Annotated in this window: 26 protein-coding genes; 10 read left to right on the forward strand and 16 right to left on the reverse strand. The window is 68.8% G+C overall.

The features are described from left to right. Positions 1-182: 182 nt before the first annotated feature. Positions 183-995 (forward strand): C40 family peptidase, encoded by an 813-nt coding sequence (locus ROJ8625_RS14220; protein WP_234984275.1) that lies wholly within the window; start codon positions 183-185, stop codon positions 993-995. A gap of 79 nt (positions 996-1074) precedes the next feature. On the opposite strand, the gene ROJ8625_RS14225 is transcribed toward ROJ8625_RS14220, so the two are convergent. Beyond that, the gene (locus ROJ8625_RS14225) at positions 1075-1269 is read right to left on the reverse strand and encodes a ferrochelatase (RefSeq protein ID WP_085792570.1); all 195 of its coding nucleotides are present in this window, start codon (positions 1267-1269) and stop codon (positions 1075-1077) included. A gap of 151 nt (positions 1270-1420) precedes the next feature. Then, positions 1421-2017 carry a L,D-transpeptidase gene (locus ROJ8625_RS14230; RefSeq protein WP_085792571.1) on the reverse strand — a complete coding sequence of 199 codons (597 nt, stop codon included), beginning with the start codon at positions 2015-2017 and terminating at the stop codon, positions 1421-1423. Positions 2018-2186: 169 nt separating this feature from the next. On the opposite strand from ROJ8625_RS14230, the gene dalA reads away from it, so the two are divergent. Next, the gene (gene dalA, locus ROJ8625_RS14235) at positions 2187-2741 is read left to right on the forward strand and encodes a divisome-associated lipoprotein DalA (protein ID WP_085792572.1); all 555 of its coding nucleotides are present in this window, start codon (positions 2187-2189) and stop codon (positions 2739-2741) included. A gap of 48 nt (positions 2742-2789) precedes the next feature. On the opposite strand, the gene ROJ8625_RS14240 is transcribed toward dalA, so the two are convergent. From ROJ8625_RS14240 to hslO, 7 genes are all read right to left on the reverse strand, one after another. Then, positions 2790-3290 (reverse strand): L,D-transpeptidase family protein, encoded by a 501-nt coding sequence (locus ROJ8625_RS14240; protein ID WP_085792573.1) that lies wholly within the window; start codon positions 3288-3290, stop codon positions 2790-2792. A 102-nt stretch (positions 3291-3392) separates the two neighbouring features. After that, on the reverse strand, positions 3393-4607 hold the full coding sequence (locus ROJ8625_RS14245; RefSeq protein ID WP_085792815.1) for a class I SAM-dependent RNA methyltransferase: 1215 nt from the start codon (positions 4605-4607) through the stop codon (positions 3393-3395). A 55-nt stretch (positions 4608-4662) separates the two neighbouring features. Continuing rightward, positions 4663-6498 (reverse strand): ABC transporter ATP-binding protein, encoded by a 1836-nt coding sequence (locus tag ROJ8625_RS14250; protein ID WP_370738474.1) that lies wholly within the window; start codon positions 6496-6498, stop codon positions 4663-4665. 43 nt (positions 6499-6541) lie between these two features. Then, positions 6542-8395, reverse strand: coding sequence for an ABC transporter ATP-binding protein (locus ROJ8625_RS14255; protein WP_234984276.1), 1854 nt, complete (start codon positions 8393-8395; stop codon positions 6542-6544). A 167-nt stretch (positions 8396-8562) separates the two neighbouring features. Continuing rightward, on the reverse strand, positions 8563-9714 hold the full coding sequence (locus ROJ8625_RS14260; protein ID WP_085792574.1) for a CCA tRNA nucleotidyltransferase: 1152 nt from the start codon (positions 9712-9714) through the stop codon (positions 8563-8565). Beyond that, entirely contained in the window at positions 9705-10310 is a 606-nt protein-coding gene (locus ROJ8625_RS14265) for a CoA pyrophosphatase (protein WP_085792575.1), read from the reverse strand. Before ROJ8625_RS14265 ends, ROJ8625_RS14260 begins: the two co-directional genes overlap by 10 nt. Then, positions 10300-11307, reverse strand: coding sequence for an Hsp33 family molecular chaperone HslO (hslO, locus tag ROJ8625_RS14270; protein ID WP_085792576.1), 1008 nt, complete (start codon positions 11305-11307; stop codon positions 10300-10302). The genes ROJ8625_RS14265 and hslO overlap by 11 nt, the downstream gene beginning before the upstream one ends. 78 nt (positions 11308-11385) lie before the next feature. Between hslO and ROJ8625_RS14275 the strand changes: the two genes are divergently transcribed. Beyond that, positions 11386-11829 (forward strand): NUDIX hydrolase, encoded by a 444-nt coding sequence (locus ROJ8625_RS14275; RefSeq protein WP_085792577.1) that lies wholly within the window; start codon positions 11386-11388, stop codon positions 11827-11829. Positions 11830-11832: 3 nt separating this feature from the next. Here the strand turns inward: ROJ8625_RS14275 and ROJ8625_RS14280 are convergent, their stop codons facing one another. Continuing rightward, positions 11833-13143, reverse strand: coding sequence for a PP2C family protein-serine/threonine phosphatase (locus tag ROJ8625_RS14280; protein WP_085792818.1), 1311 nt, complete (start codon positions 13141-13143; stop codon positions 11833-11835). A gap of 125 nt (positions 13144-13268) precedes the next feature. Between ROJ8625_RS14280 and ROJ8625_RS14285 the strand changes: the two genes are divergently transcribed. After that, entirely contained in the window at positions 13269-13592 is a 324-nt protein-coding gene (locus ROJ8625_RS14285; RefSeq protein WP_085792578.1) for an Hpt domain-containing protein, read from the forward strand. Positions 13593-13598: 6 nt separating this feature from the next. Here the strand turns inward: ROJ8625_RS14285 and ilvA are convergent, their stop codons facing one another. Next, on the reverse strand, positions 13599-14822 hold the full coding sequence (gene ilvA, locus ROJ8625_RS14290) for a threonine ammonia-lyase IlvA (RefSeq protein ID WP_085792579.1): 1224 nt from the start codon (positions 14820-14822) through the stop codon (positions 13599-13601). Positions 14823-14957: 135 nt separating this feature from the next. Between ilvA and ROJ8625_RS14295 the strand changes: the two genes are divergently transcribed. Together ROJ8625_RS14295 and ROJ8625_RS14300 are read left to right on the forward strand one after the other, a co-directional pair. Continuing rightward, entirely contained in the window at positions 14958-16187 is a 1230-nt protein-coding gene (locus ROJ8625_RS14295; RefSeq protein ID WP_085792580.1) for an argininosuccinate synthase, read from the forward strand. 98 nt (positions 16188-16285) lie between these two features. Next, on the forward strand, positions 16286-16570 hold the full coding sequence (locus ROJ8625_RS14300) for an SCP2 sterol-binding domain-containing protein (protein WP_085792581.1): 285 nt from the start codon (positions 16286-16288) through the stop codon (positions 16568-16570). A gap of 3 nt (positions 16571-16573) precedes the next feature. Here ROJ8625_RS14300 and ROJ8625_RS14305 read toward each other — a convergent pair whose 3' ends face one another. Beyond that, positions 16574-17047: a DUF302 domain-containing protein gene (locus ROJ8625_RS14305; protein WP_085792582.1), complete on the reverse strand. Its 474-nt coding sequence runs from the start codon at positions 17045-17047 to the stop codon at positions 16574-16576. Positions 17048-17139: 92 nt separating this feature from the next. Here ROJ8625_RS14305 and ROJ8625_RS14310 point away from each other — a divergent pair, with 92 nt between their 5' ends. Then, positions 17140-17556, forward strand: coding sequence for a DUF1810 domain-containing protein (locus ROJ8625_RS14310; RefSeq protein WP_143535135.1), 417 nt, complete (start codon positions 17140-17142; stop codon positions 17554-17556). A gap of 159 nt (positions 17557-17715) precedes the next feature. Here ROJ8625_RS14310 and ROJ8625_RS14315 read toward each other — a convergent pair whose 3' ends face one another. The 4 genes from ROJ8625_RS14315 to ROJ8625_RS14330 form a co-directional block, all read right to left on the reverse strand. After that, positions 17716-18429, reverse strand: a complete 714-nt coding sequence (locus ROJ8625_RS14315; RefSeq protein WP_085792584.1) for a sulfotransferase-like domain-containing protein — start codon at positions 18427-18429, stop codon at positions 17716-17718. A gap of 102 nt (positions 18430-18531) precedes the next feature. Then, the gene (locus ROJ8625_RS14320) at positions 18532-19287 is read right to left on the reverse strand and encodes a MotE family protein (protein WP_234984277.1); all 756 of its coding nucleotides are present in this window, start codon (positions 19285-19287) and stop codon (positions 18532-18534) included. After that, entirely contained in the window at positions 19284-19832 is a 549-nt protein-coding gene (locus tag ROJ8625_RS21575; protein ID WP_370738475.1) for a hypothetical protein, read from the reverse strand. Before ROJ8625_RS21575 ends, ROJ8625_RS14320 begins: the two co-directional genes overlap by 4 nt. 11 nt (positions 19833-19843) lie before the next feature. Further along, entirely contained in the window at positions 19844-20404 is a 561-nt protein-coding gene (locus ROJ8625_RS14330; RefSeq protein WP_085792585.1) for a flagellar basal body-associated FliL family protein, read from the reverse strand. A gap of 121 nt (positions 20405-20525) precedes the next feature. On the opposite strand from ROJ8625_RS14330, the gene fliF reads away from it, so the two are divergent. The 3 genes from fliF to ROJ8625_RS14345 are packed head-to-tail and all read left to right on the forward strand — an operon-like array spanning position 20526 to position 23039. Beyond that, positions 20526-22139 carry a flagellar basal-body MS-ring/collar protein FliF gene (fliF, locus tag ROJ8625_RS14335; RefSeq protein WP_085792819.1) on the forward strand — a complete coding sequence of 538 codons (1614 nt, stop codon included), beginning with the start codon at positions 20526-20528 and terminating at the stop codon, positions 22137-22139. Then, positions 22136-22738, forward strand: a complete 603-nt coding sequence (locus ROJ8625_RS14340) for a FliH/SctL family protein (protein WP_085792586.1) — start codon at positions 22136-22138, stop codon at positions 22736-22738. The genes fliF and ROJ8625_RS14340 overlap by 4 nt, the downstream gene beginning before the upstream one ends. Then, positions 22731-23039, forward strand: a complete 309-nt coding sequence (locus ROJ8625_RS14345; protein ID WP_085792587.1) for a FliM/FliN family flagellar motor switch protein — start codon at positions 22731-22733, stop codon at positions 23037-23039. Before ROJ8625_RS14340 ends, ROJ8625_RS14345 begins: the two co-directional genes overlap by 8 nt.

Consider the following 23039-nt stretch of genomic DNA (forward strand, 5'->3'; position numbering starts at 1 on the left):
CCGGCCGCCGCGGCGCCGGATCGTCGGCGCGCCCCTTTTCTGCCACAATTTGATACAATTCGCGCGGCAAGGTGATCCTCCGTGCAACAGGCGCGCGCGTATTCGGTATCGGTTTGGAAAGACGGCGTTCCTACCTTTGATCCGTGGCGCACGTGCGCCGCGAGACGAGGAAGGGTTGGGACGTGGCCGACAGCGTGAAATCCCGCATCGATAGCGCCCTGCGCGCGACGGGTCTCTGGCTCGCGCGGCGGCTGACGTCGAACGACGCCTCGGGCGGGAGCCACGTGCCGGCCGATTTCGACCGCCTGCGCAGCACGCTGCGCCCTGGCGACGTGCTGCTGGTCGACGGGCAGTCCATCGTCGGGCAGTCGGTCAAGTACCTGACCCAATCAACCTGGTCGCATGCCGCCGTCTATGTGGGCGACGCGGCGGGCACCGGACTCGACCTCGTGGAAGTCAACCTGGGCGAGGGGTGCGTGGCGGTGCCGCTGGCCAAGTACACCCGCCACCACACGCGCATCTGCCGACCGGTCGGCCTGAACGACGCGGAGCGCAAGCAGGTCGCCCGGTTCATGGCTGATCGCATCGGCCTGCGCTACGACATGCGCAACATCTTCGATCTGGCGCGGTTCGTGCTGCCGCAGCCGCCGCTGCCGCGACGGTGGCGGCGCCGGATGCTGGCGCTCGGGTCCGGGGATCCCACACGGGCGATCTGTTCGTCGCTGATCGCGCAGGCGTTTCAGGAGGTCGGGTATCCGATCCTGCCGCGGGTTCGCGAGGTGAAGCTGCGCACGCGGGACGGCGCGACACGACGCGAGCTTTTGCACATCCGGCACCATTCGCTGTACGTGCCGGGGGATTTCGACATCTCGCCGTATTTCGAGATCGTCAAACCGCAGCTGTCAGGCGGGTTCGATCACCGTGCGCTGGTCTGGGCGCACCAGGTGCCGGACGAGGTCGGCGGCGCGGAAGCGCTGCAACTTGCGGCTGAGTAGTCGGCCGGGTCGGGCGCAACGAAAAAGGGCGGCCCCTCGCGGCGCCGCCCTTCCGGATTATTCCGATCGCTGTCGCGGATCAGTCGGACGCGACTGCTGCTGCGACGAGAGCGAGCAGGATCAGCGGCACGATGATCGCGGCCGAGGACGACTGCTGCTCGGTTTCTTCGACGACGACGACGGGCTCCATGACCACGTCATCCTTCGCGTAGGAACCGGCCATGGCCGAGGTGCCGGCTGCTGCGATTGCGGCGGCGAGTGCGAGTTTCTTCATCTATTCCTCCAGATGCTGGCCCGCCACCGCGGCCGGGAAGGACCCAGCGACAGGCACCCAAGACGTATTCTCGTGAGTCGTTCTAACCAGCAAAAAAACGCCAAAGCAATTTGCTAGCCCTTGAGATGCCTGTGAAACGCAGCGCCTGTCGTCAAATTAGCAACACCTGTGTGCCCACCGTGGCGAGCTGATAAAGCTCCTCGATATGGTGATTGTAGAGGCCGATGCATCCGTTCGACGACCGGCGCCCGATCTTGCGCGTGTCGTGCGTGCCATGGATCCGGTAATACTGCCAGCTTAGGTGAAGCGCGCGCGTTCCAAGCGGATTGTCCGGGCCCGGCGGGACGTAATCCGGCCACTCAGGGTTGCGTTGCTTCATCGAGGGAGTCGGCCGCCAATCCGGCGCCGGATCCTTCAGCGTCACCGACGTCCGGCCGCGACGGGTCAGGTCCTCGGTCAGCGGCACGGAGGTCGGATAGAGCTTGTAGAGGCTCTGATCCTCGGACCAGTAATGCAGCGCCCGCGAGCGGATATCGACGAGGATCGCGCCGTTGTTCAGGTTCGAGAAGTACGGCTGCCAGTCCAGCGTGCGGAAGCTCGACACGTTGCGGCGCACCACGTTGGACAGGTCACGCTCGAGTTCGGTCGTGCCTGGGCCCGTCTGTGCCAGTGCGGGTGCGCCGAGGAACGCGGCGGTTCCGGCGAGAAAGCCGCGCCGGCCGAATCGGGAAGATGGGATCTTGCTCATGACAACGTCTCCGGGTCCACTCTTCAGATCTATTTAGCGGCTAGGGCGGATCGGCCGCAGCCGCAATTCAAACGCGCGTCATCGGCGGTTTCACGTCGATGTGGGTTTGAATGGCAACTTATACGGGGATATGGCGTTCCTTAACAGAATTTAAACGGGTGGACAGGCCATGACACGCTTCCTTCTTCTTGCCGCTGGCGCGGCTCTGACCCTCGCGGCTTGTGGCCCGACGATCACGACGAGCAACACCGCGCTCGGCCCGGACGGCCAGCCGATGCAGGTCTACAACCTTGCAGGCGCCAGCGAGTCCCGCGTGTCCTACCGCATGCTCGACGCGGTCAATTCCCTGCGACAGTCGAACGGGGCGTCGCCACTGGAGCTCAATTCGCAGTTGCGGGCCGCCGCGGCGACGCACTCGCGCGACATGTCGGTGCAGAACCGTCCGTGGCATTTCGGGTCCGACGGCTCCTCGCCGGTCGAGCGCGTGCAGCGTGCCGGCTATCCCGGTCAGCTCGTTGGAGAGGCGATTTCCGAAACCTTCGAAACCGAGCTGGAAACGCTGTCCGCCTGGATGGACGATCCGGCGACGCGCGATGTCATCCTGAACCCGGAGGCGCGCGAGATGGGCTTCGCCTGGTACCAGGAACCCAACGGCAAGATCTGGTGGACGCTTGTCACCGGCGCGCCGGGCGGCGGCGGCGGCACCGAGATCGCGGGGCTCTGACGCCGCCGCGACCGGTGATCGCCGCGCCCCGCCCGGGCGCGAAACAGGTCAGGGCGCGATGTAGATCGGCGTATTGTCCCGCACCATCGCGTAGATGTGCTCCATCTCGCGATCGCTCACCGCGATGCAGCCCCAGGTCCAATCGCTCTTGGCATTGGCGCTGCTGCCGCGCTGCGGTCCGCCGTGAATGAAGATGTCGCCACCCGGATCGCGGCCCATCGCCAGCGCCCGCGCGATGTCGTTCTCGTTCGGATAGGAGATGCCGACCGACAGGTGGAACTTCGAGTTCGGATTCCGCTTGTCGATGAGGTAATGGCCCTCCGGCGTCCGGCCGTCGCCCTCGAACTGCTTGTGCCCCGCCGGGGCGAAGCCGAGCTGGATCGGATATTGTTTCAGCACCCGATCGTGGTGGATCAGGTACATCCTGCGTTCCGACTTGTCGACGTAGACCCGGGTGACCTCCGGACCGTTGTACGTGCGGAATTTGCTTCCGCACGCGGATAGGCTCAGCGCCGCGGCGACGACCGCGATAACCTTGATGATGTGCATGGATACTGCCCGCTCGTTTTTCGCGCCTTTTACCCCAAAACGGCCCGTCGGCACAGATATATCAGCAGGGTGCTCACGATTCGGTGAATCCGGGCAGGTGGGTCACCCGCGCGACAGGGCGGCCGCGATCTCGATATGCGACGACCAGCGGAACTGATCGACAACCTGGACCCAGTCGAGCCGGTAGCCCGAGCGGACGAACGCCGCGCAGTCGCGCGCGAAGGTGACCGGGTTGCACGAGACATGCGCGACGCGCGGCGCGGCCGCCTCGACGATCTGCGCGACCTGCGCCTCGGCGCCGGCGCGGGGCGGATCGATCACCACGGCATCGGTGCGCGCCAGGTCGACCGAAGACAGCGGATCGCGAAAGAGATCGCGCGCCTCGGTGGTGACGCGGCGCAGCCCCGGTCCGTGACGCCAGCCGCGATCGAGCGCCGCCAGCATGTCGCGCGACGCCTCGACGGCGTGCACCTCGGCCCGCGCGGCCAGCGGTAGGGTGAAGGTGCCGCACCCGGAGAAGAGGTCGACGATCCGGCGCGCGTCGCCGACCGCCTCGGCCACGGCTGCCTGCAGGGCCGCCTCGCCCTCAAGAGTGGCCTGGAGGAAGGCGCCCGGCGGAGGGATCACCTCGGCCGGGCCCAGCCGGACCGCCGGCGGTCGCCGCTCCAGCGTTTCGTCGGCGCCCCATGCGATACGGGCGAGGTTCCGCGCGCGGGCGAGGGCCGCAAGCTCGGAGCGCAGCGCTGCGTCGGCAGGCTTGCCGCCGGTCACCGCGACGTCGAGGCCGGCGTTGCTGCGGGTGATCTGAACCGACAGCTCGGCCTTGCGGCTGCCGCCGAGCCGGGCGAGCGATTCGACCAGCGGAAGCGCAGCAGCGATGTCGGGATGGACCACGCGGCACTCGGGCACCGGCACGATCACGTCGGATCGCTTGCGGTGGAAGCCGGCCAGCGCGCCGGATTTCGTGCGCCGGGCCGAGAATGTCGCGCGACGCCGGCTGCGCTCGGGCGAGGTGGCGACCGGTCGCATGGGCGCATCGAGACCATGCGCGGCGAGCGCCGTGCGCACCACGTCGACCTTCCAGCTTTCGACGAACGGATCCGCCGCGTGCTGAAGCTGGCAGCCGCCGCAGGTGCGCGCATGGGGGCAGGGCGGCGCGACGCGGTCGGGTGAGGGCGTGACGATCTTCGGTGCCGGCATCGTGTCGCCGTCGACGTCGCCGGCGACCGTCTCGCCCGGCAATGTGCCAGGCACGAAGACCGGACCTGTGGCGATGCCGTCGCCCAGATGGCCGAGCCTGTCGATGGTGAGCTTGATCGTCATGCGCCGCTGATGCCGCGAAACGGCCGCGGCGTCGAGTGTCAGCGCCGGATCATTCCGCCGCCGCGCGGGTGGAGATGAACCCACCCGACTGCCGGCTCCAGTAGCGGGCGTAGAGCCCGCCCTTGGCCAGCAGGGCGTCATGCGTGCCGATCTCGGCGATCCGGCCCTCGTCCATGACGACGATCCGGTCCATGTGCGCGATGGTCGAGAGGCGATGCGCGATGGCGAGGACGGTCTTGCCCTCCATGACACGTTCGAGCGCGGACTGGATCTGCGCCTCGACTTCGCTGTCGAGCGCGCTGGTCGCCTCGTCGAGCACGAGGATCGGCGCATCCTTCAGGATCGCCCGCGCGAGCGCGATACGCTGACGTTGCCCGCCCGACAGCTTCACCCCGCGCTCGCCCAGATGCGCGTCGTAGCCCTTGCGCCCCTCGTGGTCCTGCATCCGGGTGATGAAGTCGTGCGCCTCGGCCTTGCGCGCGGCCTCGATCACCTGGTCCTCGGTGGCGCCGGGATCGCCGTAGCGGATGTTCTCCATCGCCGAGCGGTTGAACATCGCGGTTTCCTGCGTGACCATGCCGATACGGCGCCGCAGGCTCTCTTGCGTCACCTGGGCGATGTCCTGCCCGTCGATGCGGATGCGCCCGTCCTCGGCGTCGTACATCCGCAGCAGCAGGGCGACGAGCGTCGACTTGCCCGCGCCGCTCGCCCCGACGACGGCGAGCTTTTCTCCGGGCGCGATGGTCAGGTCGATGTCCTCGATCCCGCCGATGTCGTGCCCGTAGCGGAAGGTCACATCCTCGATCGCGACCTCGCCACCGGTCACCTCGAGATCGGTCGCGTCCTCGGCGTCGAGCAGCGTGTAGCGCGGGGTCAGCGTGCGCATGCCGTCCTCGGTCTCGCCCACGTTCGAGTAGAGCGCCATCAGCGTGTGGCTGACCCAGCCGATCATCTGCGCGAGCCGCAGGGCGACGGCGCCGGTCGCGGCGATGTCGCCGGCCGACAGTCCACCCGTCGACCACAGCATCAGCGCCCCGCCCACCATGAATACCGGCAGCACCCCGGCGAGCATCACCAGCCAGAAGCGGAACGCGGTCGCCACGCGGCCGTAAGACAGCGTTCGGTCGCGGAAGGTCGCCATAGCGTCGAGCGCCGCGCGATCCTCGTGATCGGCATGGGCGAACAGCTTGACCGTCTTGATGTTGGTCACGGTGTCGACGATCTGCCCGGTGACCTGCGCCCGGGCGCCGGCGCGCGCCTTGGACGTCTTGCGGATGCGCGGCATGTAGTGGCGGATCATCAGCACGTAGCCGATGAACCAGATCAACAGGCCCGCGGCGATGCGGGGGTCGATCGTCCCGATCAGCAGGATGGCCCCGATGAACGAGGCAAGCGCCACCAGGATCGAGGTGACCATCTCGACCACCACGTCGGTCAGGGCGCGGGCGGTCTGCATCTCCTTCTGAGCGATGCGCCCGGCGAAGTCGTTGTCGAAGAAGGTGCTGGCCTGCCCGATCGTGTACCTGTTCAGACGCGACAGCACGAGGTTGAAGACGTTGGGCTGTATGACGATCGTGTTGAAGTAGGTGCTGGCGACGTAGGCCGCCGGGCGCAGCGCGACGAAGAACGCCAGCGCACCGAGGAGCGTCCATGTCGATTCCGCGAACACCGAGGTTTCGGCGGCCAGCGCGGCGTCGACCACGAGGCCGAGCACCATCGCCGCGGCGACCTCGACCGTGCCGACGCAGACCGCGAGCAGCGAGCCCGCCAGCACGATCCGCCACGCGCCCGAAAGCGCCCACTTCACGAACGCGAAGAGCGTCCGCGGCGGCGGGCCGTCCGCATGTGCGAACGGATCGATCCAGTCGGCGGGTTGTTTCATCATCACCTTAGATGTGGCGCGGCAAGCGCGGAGCAAGCGGCGGAACTCACTCCGCCGCCTCGCTGTCGTCCATCGTCAGGAAGCCGCCGGATTGGCGGGCCCAGAAGCTTGCGTAGAGACCGCCCTGCACGAGGAGCGCGGCATGGCTGCCTTCCTCGACGATGCGGCCCTGATCCATCACGAGGATCCGGTCCATGTGCGCGATCGTGGACAGCCGATGCGCGATCGCGATGACCGTCTTGCCCTCCATCATGCCGTAGAGCGTATCCTGGATCGCAGCCTCGACCTCGCTGTCGAGCGCGCTCGTCGCCTCGTCGAGCAGGAGGATCGGCGCGTCCTTCAGGATCACGCGGGCGAGTGCGATGCGCTGCCGCTGGCCGCCGGAGAGCTTCACCCCGCGTTCGCCGACCTGCGCGTCGTAGCCGCGGTTGCCCTTGGCGTCCTGCAGATCCGCGATGAACTCGTGGGCCTGTGCCTGTTTCGCGGCGGCGATCATCGCGTCCTCGCCGGCCTCCGGTCGGCCATAGAGGATATTGTCGCGCACCGAGCGGTGCATGAGCGCCGAATCCTGCTGAACCATGCCGATGCGGCGGCGCAGGCTTTCCTGCGTGACCTCGCGGATGTCCTGTCCGTCGAGGCGAATCTTGCCGTCTTCGACGTCGTAGAAGCGCAGGAGCAGCTTCACCAGCGTCGACTTGCCCGCCCCCGAGCGGCCGACGAGGCCGACCTTCTCGCCCGGCTGGATGGTCAACGACACCGCGTCGAGACCGCCCTGTCCCTTGCCGTAGTGGTGGGAGACGCGGTCGATCTCGATCCGGCCCTCGTCGAGGACGAGCTCGCGCGCATCGGATGCGTCGGTCAGGCGGATCGGCTGGGCGATGGTCTCCATCCCCTCGGCGACGATGCCGAGCTGCTGGAAGAAGCTCGTCATCGCCCACATGATCCAGCCGGTCATCGCGTTGAGCCGCAGGGCCAGCGCGGTCGACGCCGCCACGGTGCCGACGGTGGCCGCGCCAACGCCCCAGAACCAGAGCGCGAGCCCGACGACACCGACGATCAGGATGCCGTTGAGCACGGTCAGCGCCACGTCCATGATCGTGTAGATCCGCATCTCGTTCGCGAAGGTCTGGCGCGCGTGCTCGATCGCCTCGCGGCCGTATTCGACCTCGCGGTCGTGGTGCGCGAACATCTTGACCGAGTGGATGTTGGTGTAGCTGTCCACGACCCGGCCCGTGACGAAGCTTCGGGCGTCCGACGCGGCCTGGCTGGCGGGTTTGACGCGCGCCACCGTCCAGCGCATCAGCGCCATCCAGAGCCCGAACCAGACCGCCAGCGGTGCCATCATCCACGGCTCCGCGATGCCCAGCAGGAAGAACGAGCCGATGACGTAGGCCAGCGAGTAGGTCAGCGCATCGAAGATCTGGAACACCGCTTCGCCCGCCGCGGGCGGCGTCTGCATGATGCGGTTGGCGATGCGGCCGGCGAAGTCGTCCTCGAACCAGCCGACGCTCTGGCGCAGCACGTGCCGGTGCGCCCGCCAGCGGTAGAGCGTGCCGTAGTTCGGCAGAATCGTGTTGTTGAGGAGCAGGACGTCGAGCGCCTGCAGCGCCGGGCGCAGGACGAGGATGAAGACACCGAGCGCGATCAGGGCCCAGCCGTGCGTGGCCCAGACCTCGGCCGGGGATCCGGCGAGGATGTCGACGACCCAGCCCATCGCCCAGATCAGCAGCAACTCGACCCCCGCGACGACGACCGACAGGATGCCGGCCAGCGCGAAGACGCCCCGGAAGGGGCGTGAATAATCGAGCATGAAGGGCAGGAGCCGACGCGGGGGCGCGTCGGTCTCGGGATAGTCGACGTAAGGGTCGACGAGGCCCTCGAAGAAGCGGAAGAGGCGCACGGTTCCGGCTCCTCGGATGTCTGGGTTGCCGCCCGGGGCGGCGGGCGTCGCGAGGCCGGCCGGGCGAATGCGCGGAACCTAGGCGGCGGCGGGGCGGGATGCAAACCTGAAGGGACGCGTGTGGGCCGCCCTCGGCCGGTTTCGGCGCGTGGCCGGTGGCACGCGCCTCAGCGGGCCAGAAGCGCCTCCCGGTCGAGTTCGAATCCGGACGCGATCCAGGCCTCCTCGAGCTCGGCGAGGCGATCGCCGAGGGCCGCGCCCTCGAACGCGGGCATAAGGTCGCGCGGTTTGACCGGGAAGCGGTGCTCTGCGCCGCGGGCGGCCGCCTCGATCGCGCCGGGCGGCAGCGGCGCCGGCAGGCTCGCGGCGCGGATCAGCAGGGCGTCGCGGGCGATGTCCGCCCCGAACCGGTAGCCCAGTTCCTCGGCGCCCGCGCCGTGATCCGTGGCCGTGGCGATCGCGGCGATGCGGCGCTGCACGGCCTTCGACAGGCGCAGGGCGGCGCCATCCCGAACCCCGAGCGCGACGAGCCGCCGCGTCGGCGCCGCCACAATCCCGGCGTCGCGTTCGAGGTGGACGAGCGGGGCCAGCGCCGAGGGCTCCGCCCCGGGCAGCGTCGCCGCCAGCGCGCCGGTCGCCTGCATCGCGGCCACGGCCGGGGCAGGGTCGGGTGCGGACAGGAGCTTCGTCACCTCCCCGCCGATCCGCTCGCGCGAGAGCCGCGAGATGCCGTCGAGATGTGCCGCGATCGCGGCGAGAGCGCCGGCATCCATGCCGTGCTCGGGGTCGGCATACCAGGCCGAGAAGCGGAAGAAGCGCAGGATTCGCAGGTAGTCCTCGCGGATGCGGCGGCCCGGGTCCTCGATGAAGCGCAGGCGCCGCGCCTCGAGGTCCGGCAGACCGCCGAGCGGGTCGATCACCCGTCCGTCCCGCTCGGCATAGAGCGCGTTCATGGTGAAGTCGCGCCGCCGCGCGTCTTCCTCCACGCTGTCGGAAAAGCGTACCGTGGCGTGGCGGCCGTCGGTATCCACGTCGGCGCGGAAGGTCGTGACCTCGTAGCCGATGCCTTCGGCGACCACGGTCACGGTGCCGTGGTCGATCCCGGTCGGCACTGCCTTCAGCCCGGCTCCCTCGGCCAGCGTGATGACGCGGTCGGGACGGGCATCGGTGGCGATGTCCACGTCGTCGACCCGAAGCCCCAACAGCGCGTTCCGCACGCAGCCGCCGACGGCGAGCGCGCGGTGGCCGCCCACCTCGATCGTGCCGAGCACCGCCTGCGCGCTGGGCGCGGTCAGCCACTCCGCATCGGTCAGTCGCACGACGCCATCCGGTCGGCGAGGCCGTAGAGCACGCGCGCGGTGGCGCCCCAGATGTAGTAGGGGCCGAACGGCACGGTATAGTAATGCCGCCGCGTGCCGCGCCAGCGCCGGAACTGGACCGAGAACCGCGACAGGTCGGTGAGGTGCGCCAACGGCACGGTGAAGATCTCCTCGACCTCGCCCGGCTCCGCGACGGGATCGAAGCCATCGCGCACGCGCCCGACCACCGGCGACATCAGGAAACCCGTGACCGTCTCGTGGGCGGGCAGATGGCCCAGAAGCTCCACCTGCGACCGCGGCAGGCCGATCTCTTCCTCCGCCTCGCGCAGGGCCGCCGCCGTTGCATCGGCGTCGCCGTCATCCTGCTTGCCGCCCGGAAAGGCGATCTGGCCCGGATGGTGTTTCAGCCGCGAGGATCGCTTGGTCAGGATCACGCGCGGCCCGGTATCGGACTCGACGAGCGCCAAAAGCACCCCCGCCGGCCGGAGCTTTCTGCCGGGCGGGAGCACCGTGTCGGGGTTCAGGTCGTAATCGGTCGAAATCTCTCCGGGCGCGACGAGCGCTCGGCGCAGCCGATCGAGCGGGTCAATCGTCATCGCCCGAGTCGCGATCCGACGGCGTGTCCGTCGCCTCGAAGCCGAGCGTCTGCGGATCGAGCACGTAATGCGCCCCGCAGAACTGGCAGTCGGCGGTCACGCGCCCGTCGTCGGTGGTCATCTTCTCGATGTCCTTGGCCGAGTAGATCGACAGCGACTGGCGGACGCGATCCTCCGAACAGGTGCAGCCGAAGCGCACCGGCTGGGTGTCGAACACGCGCGGCGTTTCCTCGTGGAACAGCCGCACCAGCAGGTCCGTCGGCGGCAGCGACGGACCGATCAGCTCGATGTCCTCCACCGTGTCGAGGTGGAAGTTCGCGCGGTTCCAGTCCTCGCCCTCGTCATCGTTGAGGATGTCCTCGGGCTTCAGCAGGCCGCCTTCGCCGGAGCCGCCGCCCTGAACGTGCGGACTCGCCTTCGGCATGTGCTGCAGCATGATGCCGCCTGCGCGCCAGTGTTCCTGCCCGCCGGCCTCGGTCGAGCGGCCGAATTTCAGCTGGAAGCGCGTGGGCAGCTGCTCGGACTGCGCGAAGTAGGACTCCGCTGCATCCGACAGTGACGTGGTGACCAGCGGCGTGATGCCCTGGTAGGGCTGCATGCCCTTGCCCTGGTCGACGAGGATCGCGAAGTACCCTTCGCCCACGTTGGCCATCGGAACGCGCTCGATGCGGTCGCGGTCGAAGCTGGCATAGGCGCGGATGCGGGCGGGCTCGCCCTCTTTCTCCGGTGCGTAGAAATCGGTCGCGATCATGCGCACCGGGCCCTTCGACTGCACCTGCAGCGACAGTTTCCAGCGCAGCTTGATCGTCTCGCCGATCAACGCCGTCAGGAGCGCCATCTCGGCGACGAGCGCCTCGACCGCCGGGGGATAGTCGTGTTGCTTCAGGATCCCGTCCAGGACGCCGTCGAGCCGCGCCACCCGGCCGCGGATATCCGAGCGGTCGAGCTGAAAAGGCAGGACGGTATCGTCCCAGGCGAGCTTGGTGCCGAGTGTCATGGGGTTTCCTTGTAGCCCGGGGATTGGCATATCGGGGCCATATATGCAGTGCAAGCGGGCGTCCAAGGGGACCGATCCATGACAGAACGCTTCGGTCCACCGCCCGAGCCCGGGCGCCGCTACACGCTTCGCGCCGGGGCGTACGCGATCCTCGAAAGGGGCGGCGACCTTCTCTTGACCCATCAGGAAGAGCCGTGGCCCGAGTTCCAGCTGCCGGGCGGCGGCATCGATCCCGGAGAAAGTCCGCTCGCCGCGCTGCACCGCGAGGTGCTGGAAGAGACCGGCTGGCGTATCGCCACGCCACGGCGGCTGGGGGCGTTCCGCCGATTCACCTACATGCCGGAATACGCGCTCTGGGCCGAGAAGCTCTGCATCGTCTATGCCGCTCGCCCGGTGCTGCAGCTTGGGCCACCGAGCGAGGCCGGGCACAGTGCGGTCTGGATGGCGCCGGAGCTTGCCGCGCGGCAGCTCGGGAACGGCGGCGACCGGGCGTTCGTCGCGCGACACGCGCCGGGCGCCTGAGCGTCAGCCGGGGGCGCCCGGCCGATAGTCCAGCAGGGCCGCCGAGACATCGTCCTGGAACCCGTCGCCGGGTGCGGCGGCCTGCGACAGCCGCCAGAACAGCTCGTCGAGGAACTCGGTCCCACGGCTCGCCCAGCAGGCGCGGATGATCTGCAGAAGCCCGTCTTCGCCCAGCATGCCGCCGGTGCGGGTTTCCGCCTCGGTCACCCCGTCCGAGTAGAGAAGCAGGCGATCGCCGGGCGACAGCCGCAGCGACAGCGCCATCGGCTCCACTTCCGGCATCAGGCCAACCGGCAGACCGCCGAGGCCGACGAACTCCGCCCGGCCGTCCGCCCGCAGGAGCAGCGGGCTCGGGTGGCCCGCCTGAACGAGGTCGATCCGCCCGCCGTCGAGATCACAACTCGCGTAGGCCATGGTAAGGTACTCGTCCACGCCGGGGTCCGACATGAGGCGCGCGTTCAGCTGGCGCACGACCTCTTCGGGCCGGCGCAACGCGAAGAAGCGCCCGAACCGCGGCTCCAGAGCCAGGTTCTGTTCGGGAAAATCGGGGTTGAGGTAGCCGGCCACCCGGGCCGTGACCATCGCCGATGTGATACCGTGGCCGGACACGTCGATCGCGTAGACGCCGAGCCGCCCGTGCCCCGGACTGAACATTCCGACGAGATCGCCGCCCACATGGCCGCACGGCTTGAACAGGAGGCTGACCTCGGTCGCGCCGACCGACAGGCTGCGCCGCGGCACCAGCGCCTGCTGGATCGTGCGCGCCTGCCTCAGGTCGCGCTCGATCGCGTCGTAGGCGCCGCGCAGCTTGTGCAGCGTGTCGGAGATGACCGCCGTCTGCTGCTGCAGTTCGGCCTGCATCGACAGGATGCGCGCTCCGGCGTTGAGGCGCGCGCGCAGCTCGGCCGGGTTCACAGGCTTCGACACGAAATCGTCGGCGCCGGCATCGAGGCCGCGCGCGACCTCGGCCTTGTCGCTCTTGGAGGTCAGGAGGATGAAGTAGCTGTAGTCCCGCCGGGGCATGGCGCGCAGCCGGCGGCACAGCTCGAGCCCGTCCATGCCGGGCATCATCCAGTCGGACAGCACGATGTCGTGCGGCACCTCCGCCAGGTGCGCCAGCGCCTCGGACGCGTCCCGCGCCTCGGTCACGCGGTAGCCCCAGCGGCCAAGCCGGCGCGACAGCATCATCCGCTGGCCCGCGCTATCGTCGACGACGAGGATGCGCGGCAGGACGGCCGCGCCGGGCGGGGCCGCATCGCGGCCGTGTTCCGGCGATGCGGACCCCGCCCGCGGCAGCCTGTGCGGTTCGATCATGCCGAGGTCCACGAAACCCGGCGCCCGTCGCGCCAGTCGTCCGGTCGATACGGCAAAATGGTGAAGCGTTGCTGAAGCGCGGTCTTAACCTCCGCTTCACTGGCATGTGCGATACCGGAGCGGTCATGATCGACTGGGATCAGGTTCTCGCCCTGCGCACCGAGATCGGCGCAGAGGCATTCGACGAGGTGGCGGCGCTCTTCCTGTCCGAGGTGGCCGCGGCGCTCGACGCGCTGTCGCCGGACGCGCCGGACCTTGCCGCGAAGCTGCACTTTCTCAAGGGCAGTGCGCTCGATCTCGGGCTTCGGGACTTTGCGGCGCTCTGCTCGGCCGGAGAGGCGCAGGCGGCCGCGGGCGCGCGGCCCGACGGGCTCGACCGGTTGCGGCCGCTCTTCGACGCATCGCGCGTCGCGCTGGAGCAGGGACTGACCGAGTGCGACACCCGATGAGCAGGTTCAGACCAGAAACTGCGCCAGAGTGTCGTCCTCGGTGATGTCGCGCCAGACGAAGCCCTGCGCGTCGAGCTTCGAAAACAGGACCTCGAAGTTCCGGGCCTCGGTGGTCTCGATTCCGATCAATACAGAGCCGAAGTTACGCGCGGATTTCTTCAGATACTCGAACCGCGCGATGTCGTCGTCGGGGCCGAGCACGGCAAGGAAATCCTTCAGCGCACCGGGGCGCTGCGGCAGGCGCAGGATGAAGTACTTCTTCACCCCGGAATAGCGCTGGGCGCGTTCCTTGACCTCGGGCAGCCGCTCGAAATCGAAGTTTCCGCCCGAGGTGATGCACACCACGCGCCGCCCGCGGATGGACTGCCCGAGATCCTTCAGCGCGTCGATCGCCAGCGCGCCGGCCGGTTCGAGCACGACTCCCTCGACGTTCAGCATGTCGAGGATCGTGGTGCAGAGCCGGTCTTCCGGAATCGTCAGTGTGTTGGCGAGGCCCACGTCGCGCAGGCGCTCGAACGGGCGCGCGCCGATCCGCCCCACCGCCGCGCCGTCGGCGAAGGTGTCGACCGATGGCAGTGCCACGGGCTCCCCTGCCATGAGCGCGGCGCGGAGGCACGCTCCGCCCGCTGGCTCGACCAGCGTCCACTGGACCGCCGGGCCGAAATAGCCCAGCAGGCCAGCCGACAGGCCGCCGCCGCCCACGGGCACGACGATGTGGTCGGGCGTGCCGATCTCGGCGTCGATCTCGGCCGCGACGCTGGCCTGTCCCTCGATCACCACGTCATCGTCGAAGGGCGGCAGAAACACCGCGCCCGCCTCGTCGCAGAAGCTTTGCGCCGCGCGCAGGCAATCGTCGAAGTAATCGCCCACCATGCGGATCTCGATGGCGTCGCCGCCGAACATCCGGGTCTTCTGGATCTTCTGTTGCGGCGTCGTCACCGGCATGAAGATCACGCCGCGCTTGCCGAAGTGGCGGCACATGAAGGCGACGCCCTGCGCGTGGTTGCCCGCCGAAGCGCAGACGAAGAGATCCGCGTCCGGCTGCTGGCGCATGGCGTTGAAGGCGCCGCGCATCTTGTAGGAGCGGACTGGCGCGAGATCCTCGCGCTTGAGCCAGATCTCGGCACCGTAGAGCGCCGACAGGTGCTCGTTCTTCATGCACGGCGTGGGCGGGAAGATTTCGCGCATCGCCTGTGCGGCGGCGCGGGCGCGCTCGGGGAAATCACTCATGTCTCAGGCTCCTGCCGCAGACGTGGCCGCTTGGCAAGCGCGGCGGTCCCGGCCCTGCCTTGCCGCTGGGTCCAAAAGCCGCTATCCGCGCCGCCAGTTTCGCCGCCCCGGCTTCGACATCAGGAAGTGCCCGCCATGCCCGCACATGCGCCCAAGAAGGTCGTTCTCGCCTATTCCGGCGGACTCGACACCTCCATCATCCTCAAGTGGCTGCAGACCGAATACGGGTGCGAGGTGGTGACGTTCACCGCCGATCTCGGGCAGGGCGAGGAGCTTGAGCCGGCGCGCAAGAAAGCCGAGATGCTCGGCATCCGTCCCGAGAACATCTACATCGAGGACGTGCGTGAGGAGTTCGTGCGCGATTTCGTCTTTCCGATGTTCCGAGCCAACGCCGTCTACGAGGGGCTCTACCTTCTGGGTACGTCGATCGCGCGTCCGCTGATCTCCAAGCGGCTCGTCGAGATCGCCGAGGAGACCGGGGCGGATGCCGTGGCGCACGGCGCCACCGGCAAGGGCAACGACCAGGTGCGCTTCGAGCTGTCGGCCTACGCGCTCAACCCCGATATCCGGGTCATCGCGCCGTGGCGCGAATGGGACCTGACCTCGCGCACCAAGCTCCTCGCCTTTGCCGAGGAAAACCAGATCCCGATCGCGAAGGACAAGCGCGGCGAAGCGCCGTTCTCGGTCGATGCCAACCTTCTGCACACCTCGTCCGAGGGCAAGGTCCTGGAGGATCCGGCCGAGGATGCGCCGGACTACGTCTACCAGCGCACGGTGAACCCCGAGGATGCGCCCGACACGCCCGAATTCGTCGAGATCACCTTCGAGAAGGGCGATGCCGTCGCGCTGAACGGTTCGGCGCTGTCGCCTGCGGCAATGCTGACCGAACTCAACGAGCTTGGGCGCCGGCACGGGATCGGTCGCCTCGACCTCGTCGAGGGGCGCTTCGTCGGCATGAAGTCCCGCGGGATCTACGAGACGCCGGGCGGCACTATCCTGCTCGAGGCGCATCGCGGCATCGAGCAGATCACGCTCGACCGCGGCGCGGCGCACCTGAAGGACGAACTGATGCCGCGCTATGCCGAGCTGATCTACAACGGCTTCTGGTTCTCGCCGGAGCGCGAGATGCTGCAGGCCGCCATCGACCGCTCGCAGGCCCACGTGACGGGGACGGTCCGGCTCAAGCTGTACAAGGGGCTCGCACGGACGGTCGGCCGCTGGTCCGATCATTCGCTCTACTCGGAGGCGCATGTCACCTTCGAGGAGGACGCGGGCGCCTACGATCAGAAGGATGCTGCGGGCTTCATCCAGCTCAACGCGCTGCGGCTGAAGCTGCTCGCCGCGCGCAACCGCCGGCTCGGCTGACGCCGTAGGGTCGCGCCAAGACGCGACGCCGCAACGTCGCGCTTGTCAGGCGAAGCGCCGCGCGTCCAAGTGACGGCGCATCGTCAGGGGAGCACGACATGACGCTCGAGGAGATCCGGGCCAGATTTCAGCGGGGACTCGACAAGCGGCCGATCGCCGAGAGCCTCAAGTTCGACTGCGGCGACGACGGCGCGATCACGCTCGACGGTCGCGAGGCGCGGTTGGCCGACGACCCGGCCGACTGCACGATCCGGATCTCGCGCGACAACCTCGACCGGCTCATCCACGGCAAGCTTAACCCGATGACGGCCTTCGCCATGGGCAAGATCAAGGTGTCGGGCGACATGAGCGTCGCGATGAAGCTCGCAAGCCTTTTGAAATAGTCTCTATTCCGTCGCCGCGGCGGCGATGGTGGCGAAGAGGTCGTCGAGATCTGCCGTGATCGGCTCAAGCTCCGGTGCCTCCGCCATGTAGGGTGCGAATACCATGCTCGGCCGCTTGTAGGACAGCGTCGCCGTGCCGTCGGCGTTTTCCGTGACGTAGAACCGGATCGGTGCCTCGATCATCGCCGCGGTCGACACCCGCAGGATATCGACCGCGTAGGCGTTGTTGAACGCGCCGATCACCGTGTTGCCGGGAATTGTCACGCCACGGGCGGCGGCGGCACCGGTCGGGCCGGCCTGTGTCACGATGCCGAGCCCGCCCTCGGTGATCGCGGCGCGAGTGTCGGCGACAAGCATGTCGTACGCCTTTTCGGTCGCGGTGATGGACCAGCCGTCCCGCGGGGAAAGGTCCGCGACCTCCTGTGCCGCGGCCGGAAGCGCCGCAAGACTTGCTGCAACTGCGATCCCCCGGATCATCGGCTCCTCCCCTGAGCTGTTCGAAGGATAGCAGACCAAGGGACGCGGCGCCGCACACTTGCGTGTGCGCGGGTTCCATCTAGCTGTCTGATATGGCGGAGCTGAGCGAATTCGTGGCCGCGCAGGAAAGGTGCTGGCCCGAGGTGGTGTCGGAACTGACCGCCGGTGCGAAGCGCACGCACTGGATCTGGTGGGTGTTTCCCCAACTCGCGGTGCTGGGCAGATCGCAGCGGGCGACTCATTTCGGGCTCTCGGGGTTGGACGAGGCCGCGCACTACCTCGCGCACCCGGTTCTCGGTCCGCGACTCGAGACCGCGGCAAGCCTTCTCCTGCGACATCGCGGGCACGATCCGGAGGACATGCTCGGATCGGTCGATGCCCTGAAGGTCCGCTCCAGCATGACACTGTTCGAGGCGGTGCCGGGCGCATCGGAGTGCTTTGCCGGGGTTTTGGACGAGATGTACGGCGGAAGCCGCTGCGACACGACGCGCGCGCATGTGCGGCGATGATTTTGCCCGGCCCCCGCGGGGGCCGGGCCGGTCTCCGCCACGACCCCGAAGGGGGGCACGGGCGTGACGGATACGCCGTATCAATCCGTCGGGGGGTGCCCGATCGGATGCGTAGTCACGGATTCGGGTCTGCCGAAGTTTCAAGGCAAAGAGGATTCTTCAGATTTTTTGGGCACGCAGGTGTTCGTAGGCCGGCATGGCGTCCTCGGCGAGCCGCGCCGCGGCCCCGTCGAGCTCCGGCAACGGTCCCTCTGGCCCGGCAAACCCGGTGGAGCGATGTACGGCCCCGTACCAGACCGGGGCCCATACGCCGTCCTGCGGATGACCACCCGAGGGCCAGGAGAGCATGGCCGGGTCGAAGCCGAGACCGATCGCCGCGCACAATCTGCGCAGCATGGTCTCCGGGGCCTGCCGGATGTCGTGGGAATCGATCACGACCGGCTTGTGCCCGGCTGCGCACAGGGCCTCGTGGATCTCCGCCTGCTGCAAAAACCCGATATCGTCGAGAGTCGGGTTCTCGTACTTGGCGGCAAAGCTCGCCACGACCCGGGCGGGGTGCCGGATCAGGATCACATGCGTGCCCCCGTCGAACCAGTCGCGCGGGATGCTGCGGATCATGTGTTGCGCCATGTGCTTGTGATAGCGGTGCGCCCGGCCCCCGGGCGGAGCGGCGCGCAAGCGCGCGATGACGTCGGCCGGGTCCCGGGGCTGCGCGGCGAGAATCTCTGACCGCATCGGGTGGTTCAGCCCCGTCGCGTCGAGGTACGCGGCGTAGAATGGCTCGTCGACCACGTGCATGTCGTCGCGGTTGCCGAAGGCATACATCATCGCCGTCGAAAGGTTGCGCGGCCCCGACCACATCTCGATGCGCATGTTCGACGCCTCCCTGCCGTGCGCGGCGGAGGCTAGGTCCCGCGGCGCGCGAAGCCAAGCGGGCATCGATCGACGCCGGCGCCATAGGGCCCGGATGCATGGTCATCCGTCCGGGCCTGGTGTCGAAGCGACGGGATCCGTCGTGCCGCTGGTGTCCTGTGCCTGGTCTGGCGCGGGACGCGGCACATCGGCGTTGCGGCCCGCAAGCACCACACTGATCAGGTAGGCCTTGTCAGAGGTCAGCCCGGCCATGATCGCCGCAGCGGGCTCGGGATCCATGCGCGCCAGGAACCCGGCCGCGAATCCGGGATCCATTTCCTCGAACAAGGCGGCGGCCTGCTTGGGCTTCATGCGCGCGTAGACGTCCGTCAGCTGGGTGATGTCGGTTTCAGCCGCTGTTCTCGCCACGTCGAGCGTGGCCCGCAGCTTCGACTCCGCCGCCTCGAGCGCCTGGAGCCGCTCGCCGATTTCCTCTTCCGCCACGCGAAGCGCCTGCATCCGGAGCAGGAGGTCGCGTTCACGCGCATCGATCCGCGCCTCCCGTGCATCGAGCGCATCGAGAAGAGCGGCTGCGTCCGGAGTCGGGTCCGCGGCTTCGGTCGGAGCGGTCGGCTCGCCTTCCTCGGCCCAGGCCGTCAGCCGGTCGACCCCGCCGCCGGCACGCAGCAGGGCCGAGGCAATGAGAAGACCGCCGATCAGTGCGAGGGCACCGCGGCCGCGACGGCGCCGCACGCCGGTTGCCCGACCGGGCCGTCGTGGTGACAATCCGGCTGCAGCACGGCTCATTTTGCTCGGCGGCGCACTGCTCATCCTTTGCCGCGCACCGACCGCGGCACTTCTCGGTTGCGCGCGCGTCATATGTCGGCCCTCGCGCGGCGTGCGAAAACCGGTTCTGCGGGGTCGGTCTCCGGAGAACGCGCGCGTCCCGCGGCGTTCGCATCGATTGAGGCGGCTTTTCGGTGCGCCCCATCGTGCGGCGCGCTGCGATACGCGCTCGACCCGTCTGGTGTTGCGTGCGCGGCGGGGCGCGCGGCGCTGCGTGAGGTGAAGGCCGGCACGGGCTCCGCGGAGCCTTCGCCGGGCCGATCACGACTGGTGCGGCCGTCCGTCGCCGCGGGGTCGGGCAGGTCGTGCATCGCCGCCACCAGAAGCTCGAGCCGTTGGGCCACCTCTTCTGCGCGCTCGGTCAGCTGCATCAGCGACGCCTGCGAGGTTCCGGCGGCGGAACGGGCGGCATCGAGCGTCTTCGACAGGTCATCGACCTGGGCCGAGAGGACGGCGACCGCCCCTCCGACACCGCCTTCGAGATCGGTGAAGCGCGCGAGACGGCGGGCCAGCACGAAACAGTAGAAGCCGGCCCCGAGCGCTCCGAGCGCGAGAACGATGTCTGCGATGAAGTCCAAGGCGATCCCCGTCAGTTGAGTACGAATTCCAGCACGAGCAGATCGCGCAGTTTTTCGCGTCCGAGAACGAGCTGAACCCTGCGAGTCAGCTGTGCGCGGATCATCACAAGCGCATCACGCGCCTCGATGTCACCGGGATCGAGCGCACGCAGATACCCGTTCATCGCATCGAGCACGCGGGGTTGGAGCGTGCGCACCTCCTCGGCATGGGCGGCGGGCACTTCGAGCGTCGCGCGGAAGCGGAGATGCGCGTTGCCGGCACCCTGACCCAACGAAACGACGAGCGGGGGCAATTCCAGAAAGGCGAAATCGCCGGGCGGCGCGGATCCGGCTTCGTGCGTGTCGGCTCCGGCATCCGCATGGCCGGCCTCGCCGTCGTGGTCGGCCGCGCCCTCGCTGTCATGGCCTGCCTCGCGCGCCTCGGCGCCGCCCCCGGCGAAGGGCAGAAGCCCGGCAGACACTGCGAGATAGCCCCCGCCGCCCCCGGCGAGGCCGAGAACCATGCCCAGGATCAGCGGCAGTTTCGACGATTTGCGCGGCGCGTTCGCCGCGTCGGCCGTGGCGTCGGTCATCTCCGATTCCCCGTTTCGCGATAACCCTGTCTACCTGCCAATCAGCTAACCGTTTCTTAAACGCACCGCTGCTAGATCGGCGGGCAACCGAAGAAGTCGGGCCGGAGAATCGGAGTTGGCGGTGCAGTCCCTGCTGTCTGTCTGGAGCGCGCTCAGTGTGCAGCGACGCATCGTGGTGGTCGCCGCCACGCTCATGATGTTCGCCGCGATCATCGCGCTGTCGCGCCTGGCGACCGCGCCCAACATGACGCTGCTCTTTGGCGGCCTGGACGCGGCCGCCTCGGGCGAGATCGTGTCGGCACTCGAAGCCCGCGGCGCCGCCTACGAGGTACGTGGCGGCGCAATCTTCGTGCCGGCAGCCGAGCGTGACGCGCTGCGCCTGACGCTGGCCGGCGAGGGCCTCCCCGCCAGCGGCAGCGACGGCTACGAATTGCTGGACGAACTGACCGGGTTCGGCACCACTTCGCAGATGTTCGACGCGGCCTACTGGCGCGCCAAGGAGGGCGAACTCGCGCGCACGATCGTGGCGGCGCCGCACATCGCCGCCGCGCGCGTGCACATCGCATCAAGCAGCGCCAATCCGTTCCAGCGTAGCGTCACGCCGTCGGCCTCGGTCTCCGTCACCGGCGCATTGGCGCCCGTGGAGGTCGCGCAGGCGCGCGCGATCCGGCACCTCGTCGCCGCCGCAGTGCCTGGGCTGTCGCCGGACGGCGTCTCCGTGATCGACAGCAGCAGGGGTCTGCTCACGGCCGAGGACGACGCCGGCGTCGGCGCCACGCCGGAAGACCGGGCCGCCGCGCTCCGCGAGCGTGTCCTGCGTCTGGTCGAGGCACGTGTCGGGCTCGGCAATGCCGTGGTCGAGGTGAGCGTCGACACCGTGACCGAGAGCGAGCAGATCCGCGAACGACGGTTCGATCCCGAAAGCCGGGTCGTGATCAGCTCCGACACAGAGGAGACGACGGAACAGAGCCAGGATCAGGGCGGCGCCGGCGTCACCGTTGCGTCGAACCTGCCCGACGGCGATGCCGGCGCGACGGAAAGCTCGCAATCGAGCGGCAGCACCACGCGCGAGCGGCTGAACTACGAGGTGTCCGAGACGACCCGCGAGCTCGTGAGGGGCCCCGGCGCCGTGCGCCGGCTAAGCGTGGCGGTGCTCGTCAACGGGACTATCGAACCCGCCGATGACGGCGCGCCGCGTTTCGTGCCGATGCCCGAGCCCGAACAGGCCTCGCTGCGCGATCTCGTCGCCTCGGCGGTCGGCTTCGACGAGTCGCGGGGCGACACGATCACGATCCGTTCCCTGCCGTTCGAACAGAGCGAGGGGCTGGGAAGCGCGGCCGACGATCCCGGCCTCTTCGCCGGGATCCGTCTCGACCTGATGGCGCTGATTCAGATGGCCGTGCTCGCGGTTGTCGCGCTCGCGCTGGGGCTCTTCGTGGTGCGGCCGGTCTTGAGCGGCGCGGGCGCAGCCGCGCTGCCGGCTCCCGAAGCGGACGAGCCCGACGCGGGCCTGCCCGCCTTCGGCGTCGCCGACGCGCTGACTGGCGAGGTCGATGAGGGCGGCGGATTCGCCAATCTCCCGATGCTGGCCTCGGCCGACGGGGACGCGGGGTTCGAACCGGGCGGCGCCGAGGAAGACCCGGTCGAACGCCTGCGCGGCCTGATCGAGGAGCGGCGCGAGGAAACCGTGCAGATCCTGCGCAGCTGGCTCGACACGGCGGAGGAGATCGAATGACCCGCCTGTCGGATCTTCTCGAGGATTTCGGGCGGCCAGCACCCATACGGGCCTCTGGTGCCGGCGCGTCCGAAGCCGAGATCCTCGCGCGAGAGGAGCGCGCCTACGAAACCGGATATCGTGCCGGCTGGGACGACGCGGTACGCGCGCAGGCCGACGACAGGGAACGTCTCGGATCGGAGTTCGCGCAGAACCTTCGCGACCTCTCGTTCACCTATCACGAGGCCTATGGCCACGTCCTGCGCGCCATGAGCCCGCTCCTCGAGGAGATCGCGGACACGATCCTGCCTGCCGCCCTGAAGGACGGTTTCGCCGCGCATCTCGTTTCCGAGCTTCAGTCCCGCAGCGCGACGCTCGGTGGGCTCGAGGTCACGGTCGCCGTGGCGCCCGAGCAGCTGCCGCTCGTCGAACCGCTGGTGCTGCGTGACGTGGGCTTCCCGGTGGCGCTCGTGGCCGACGCGTCACTCGAGGAGGGGCAGGCCGACATCCGTCTCTCCGACAGCGAAAGCCGGGTCGACCTCACCGACATCGCCGACACCATCCGCGAGGCCATCGCCGGCCTGCGCACCATGACCGAAGGACAGCTTGCCCATGGATGATCCCGCCGACCCGCAGACCGCAGCCCCACCCGGCCCGCAAGGCGCGGAGGCGAGCGCGCTCGCCGCAGTCCCGATCGAGGTCACGGTCTCGGTCGGCCGGGCGCGGCCGCTCATCCGCGACCTCCTGCGCCTCGACGAGGGCTCCGTTCTGACCCTCGACAAGCAGCTCGACGATCCGGTCGAACTCTACGTGGGCGACCGCCTGATCGGCACCGGCGCGCTCGAGGTGTTCGAGGAGGGCGGGCAGACCCGGCTCGCCGTGCGCCTGACCGAGGTGGCCGACCTGAAGGCACCAGCCTGA

The organism is Roseivivax jejudonensis (assembly GCF_900172265.1).
In the GTDB taxonomy this organism is placed as follows: Bacteria; Pseudomonadota; Alphaproteobacteria; order Rhodobacterales; family Rhodobacteraceae; genus Roseivivax; species Roseivivax jejudonensis.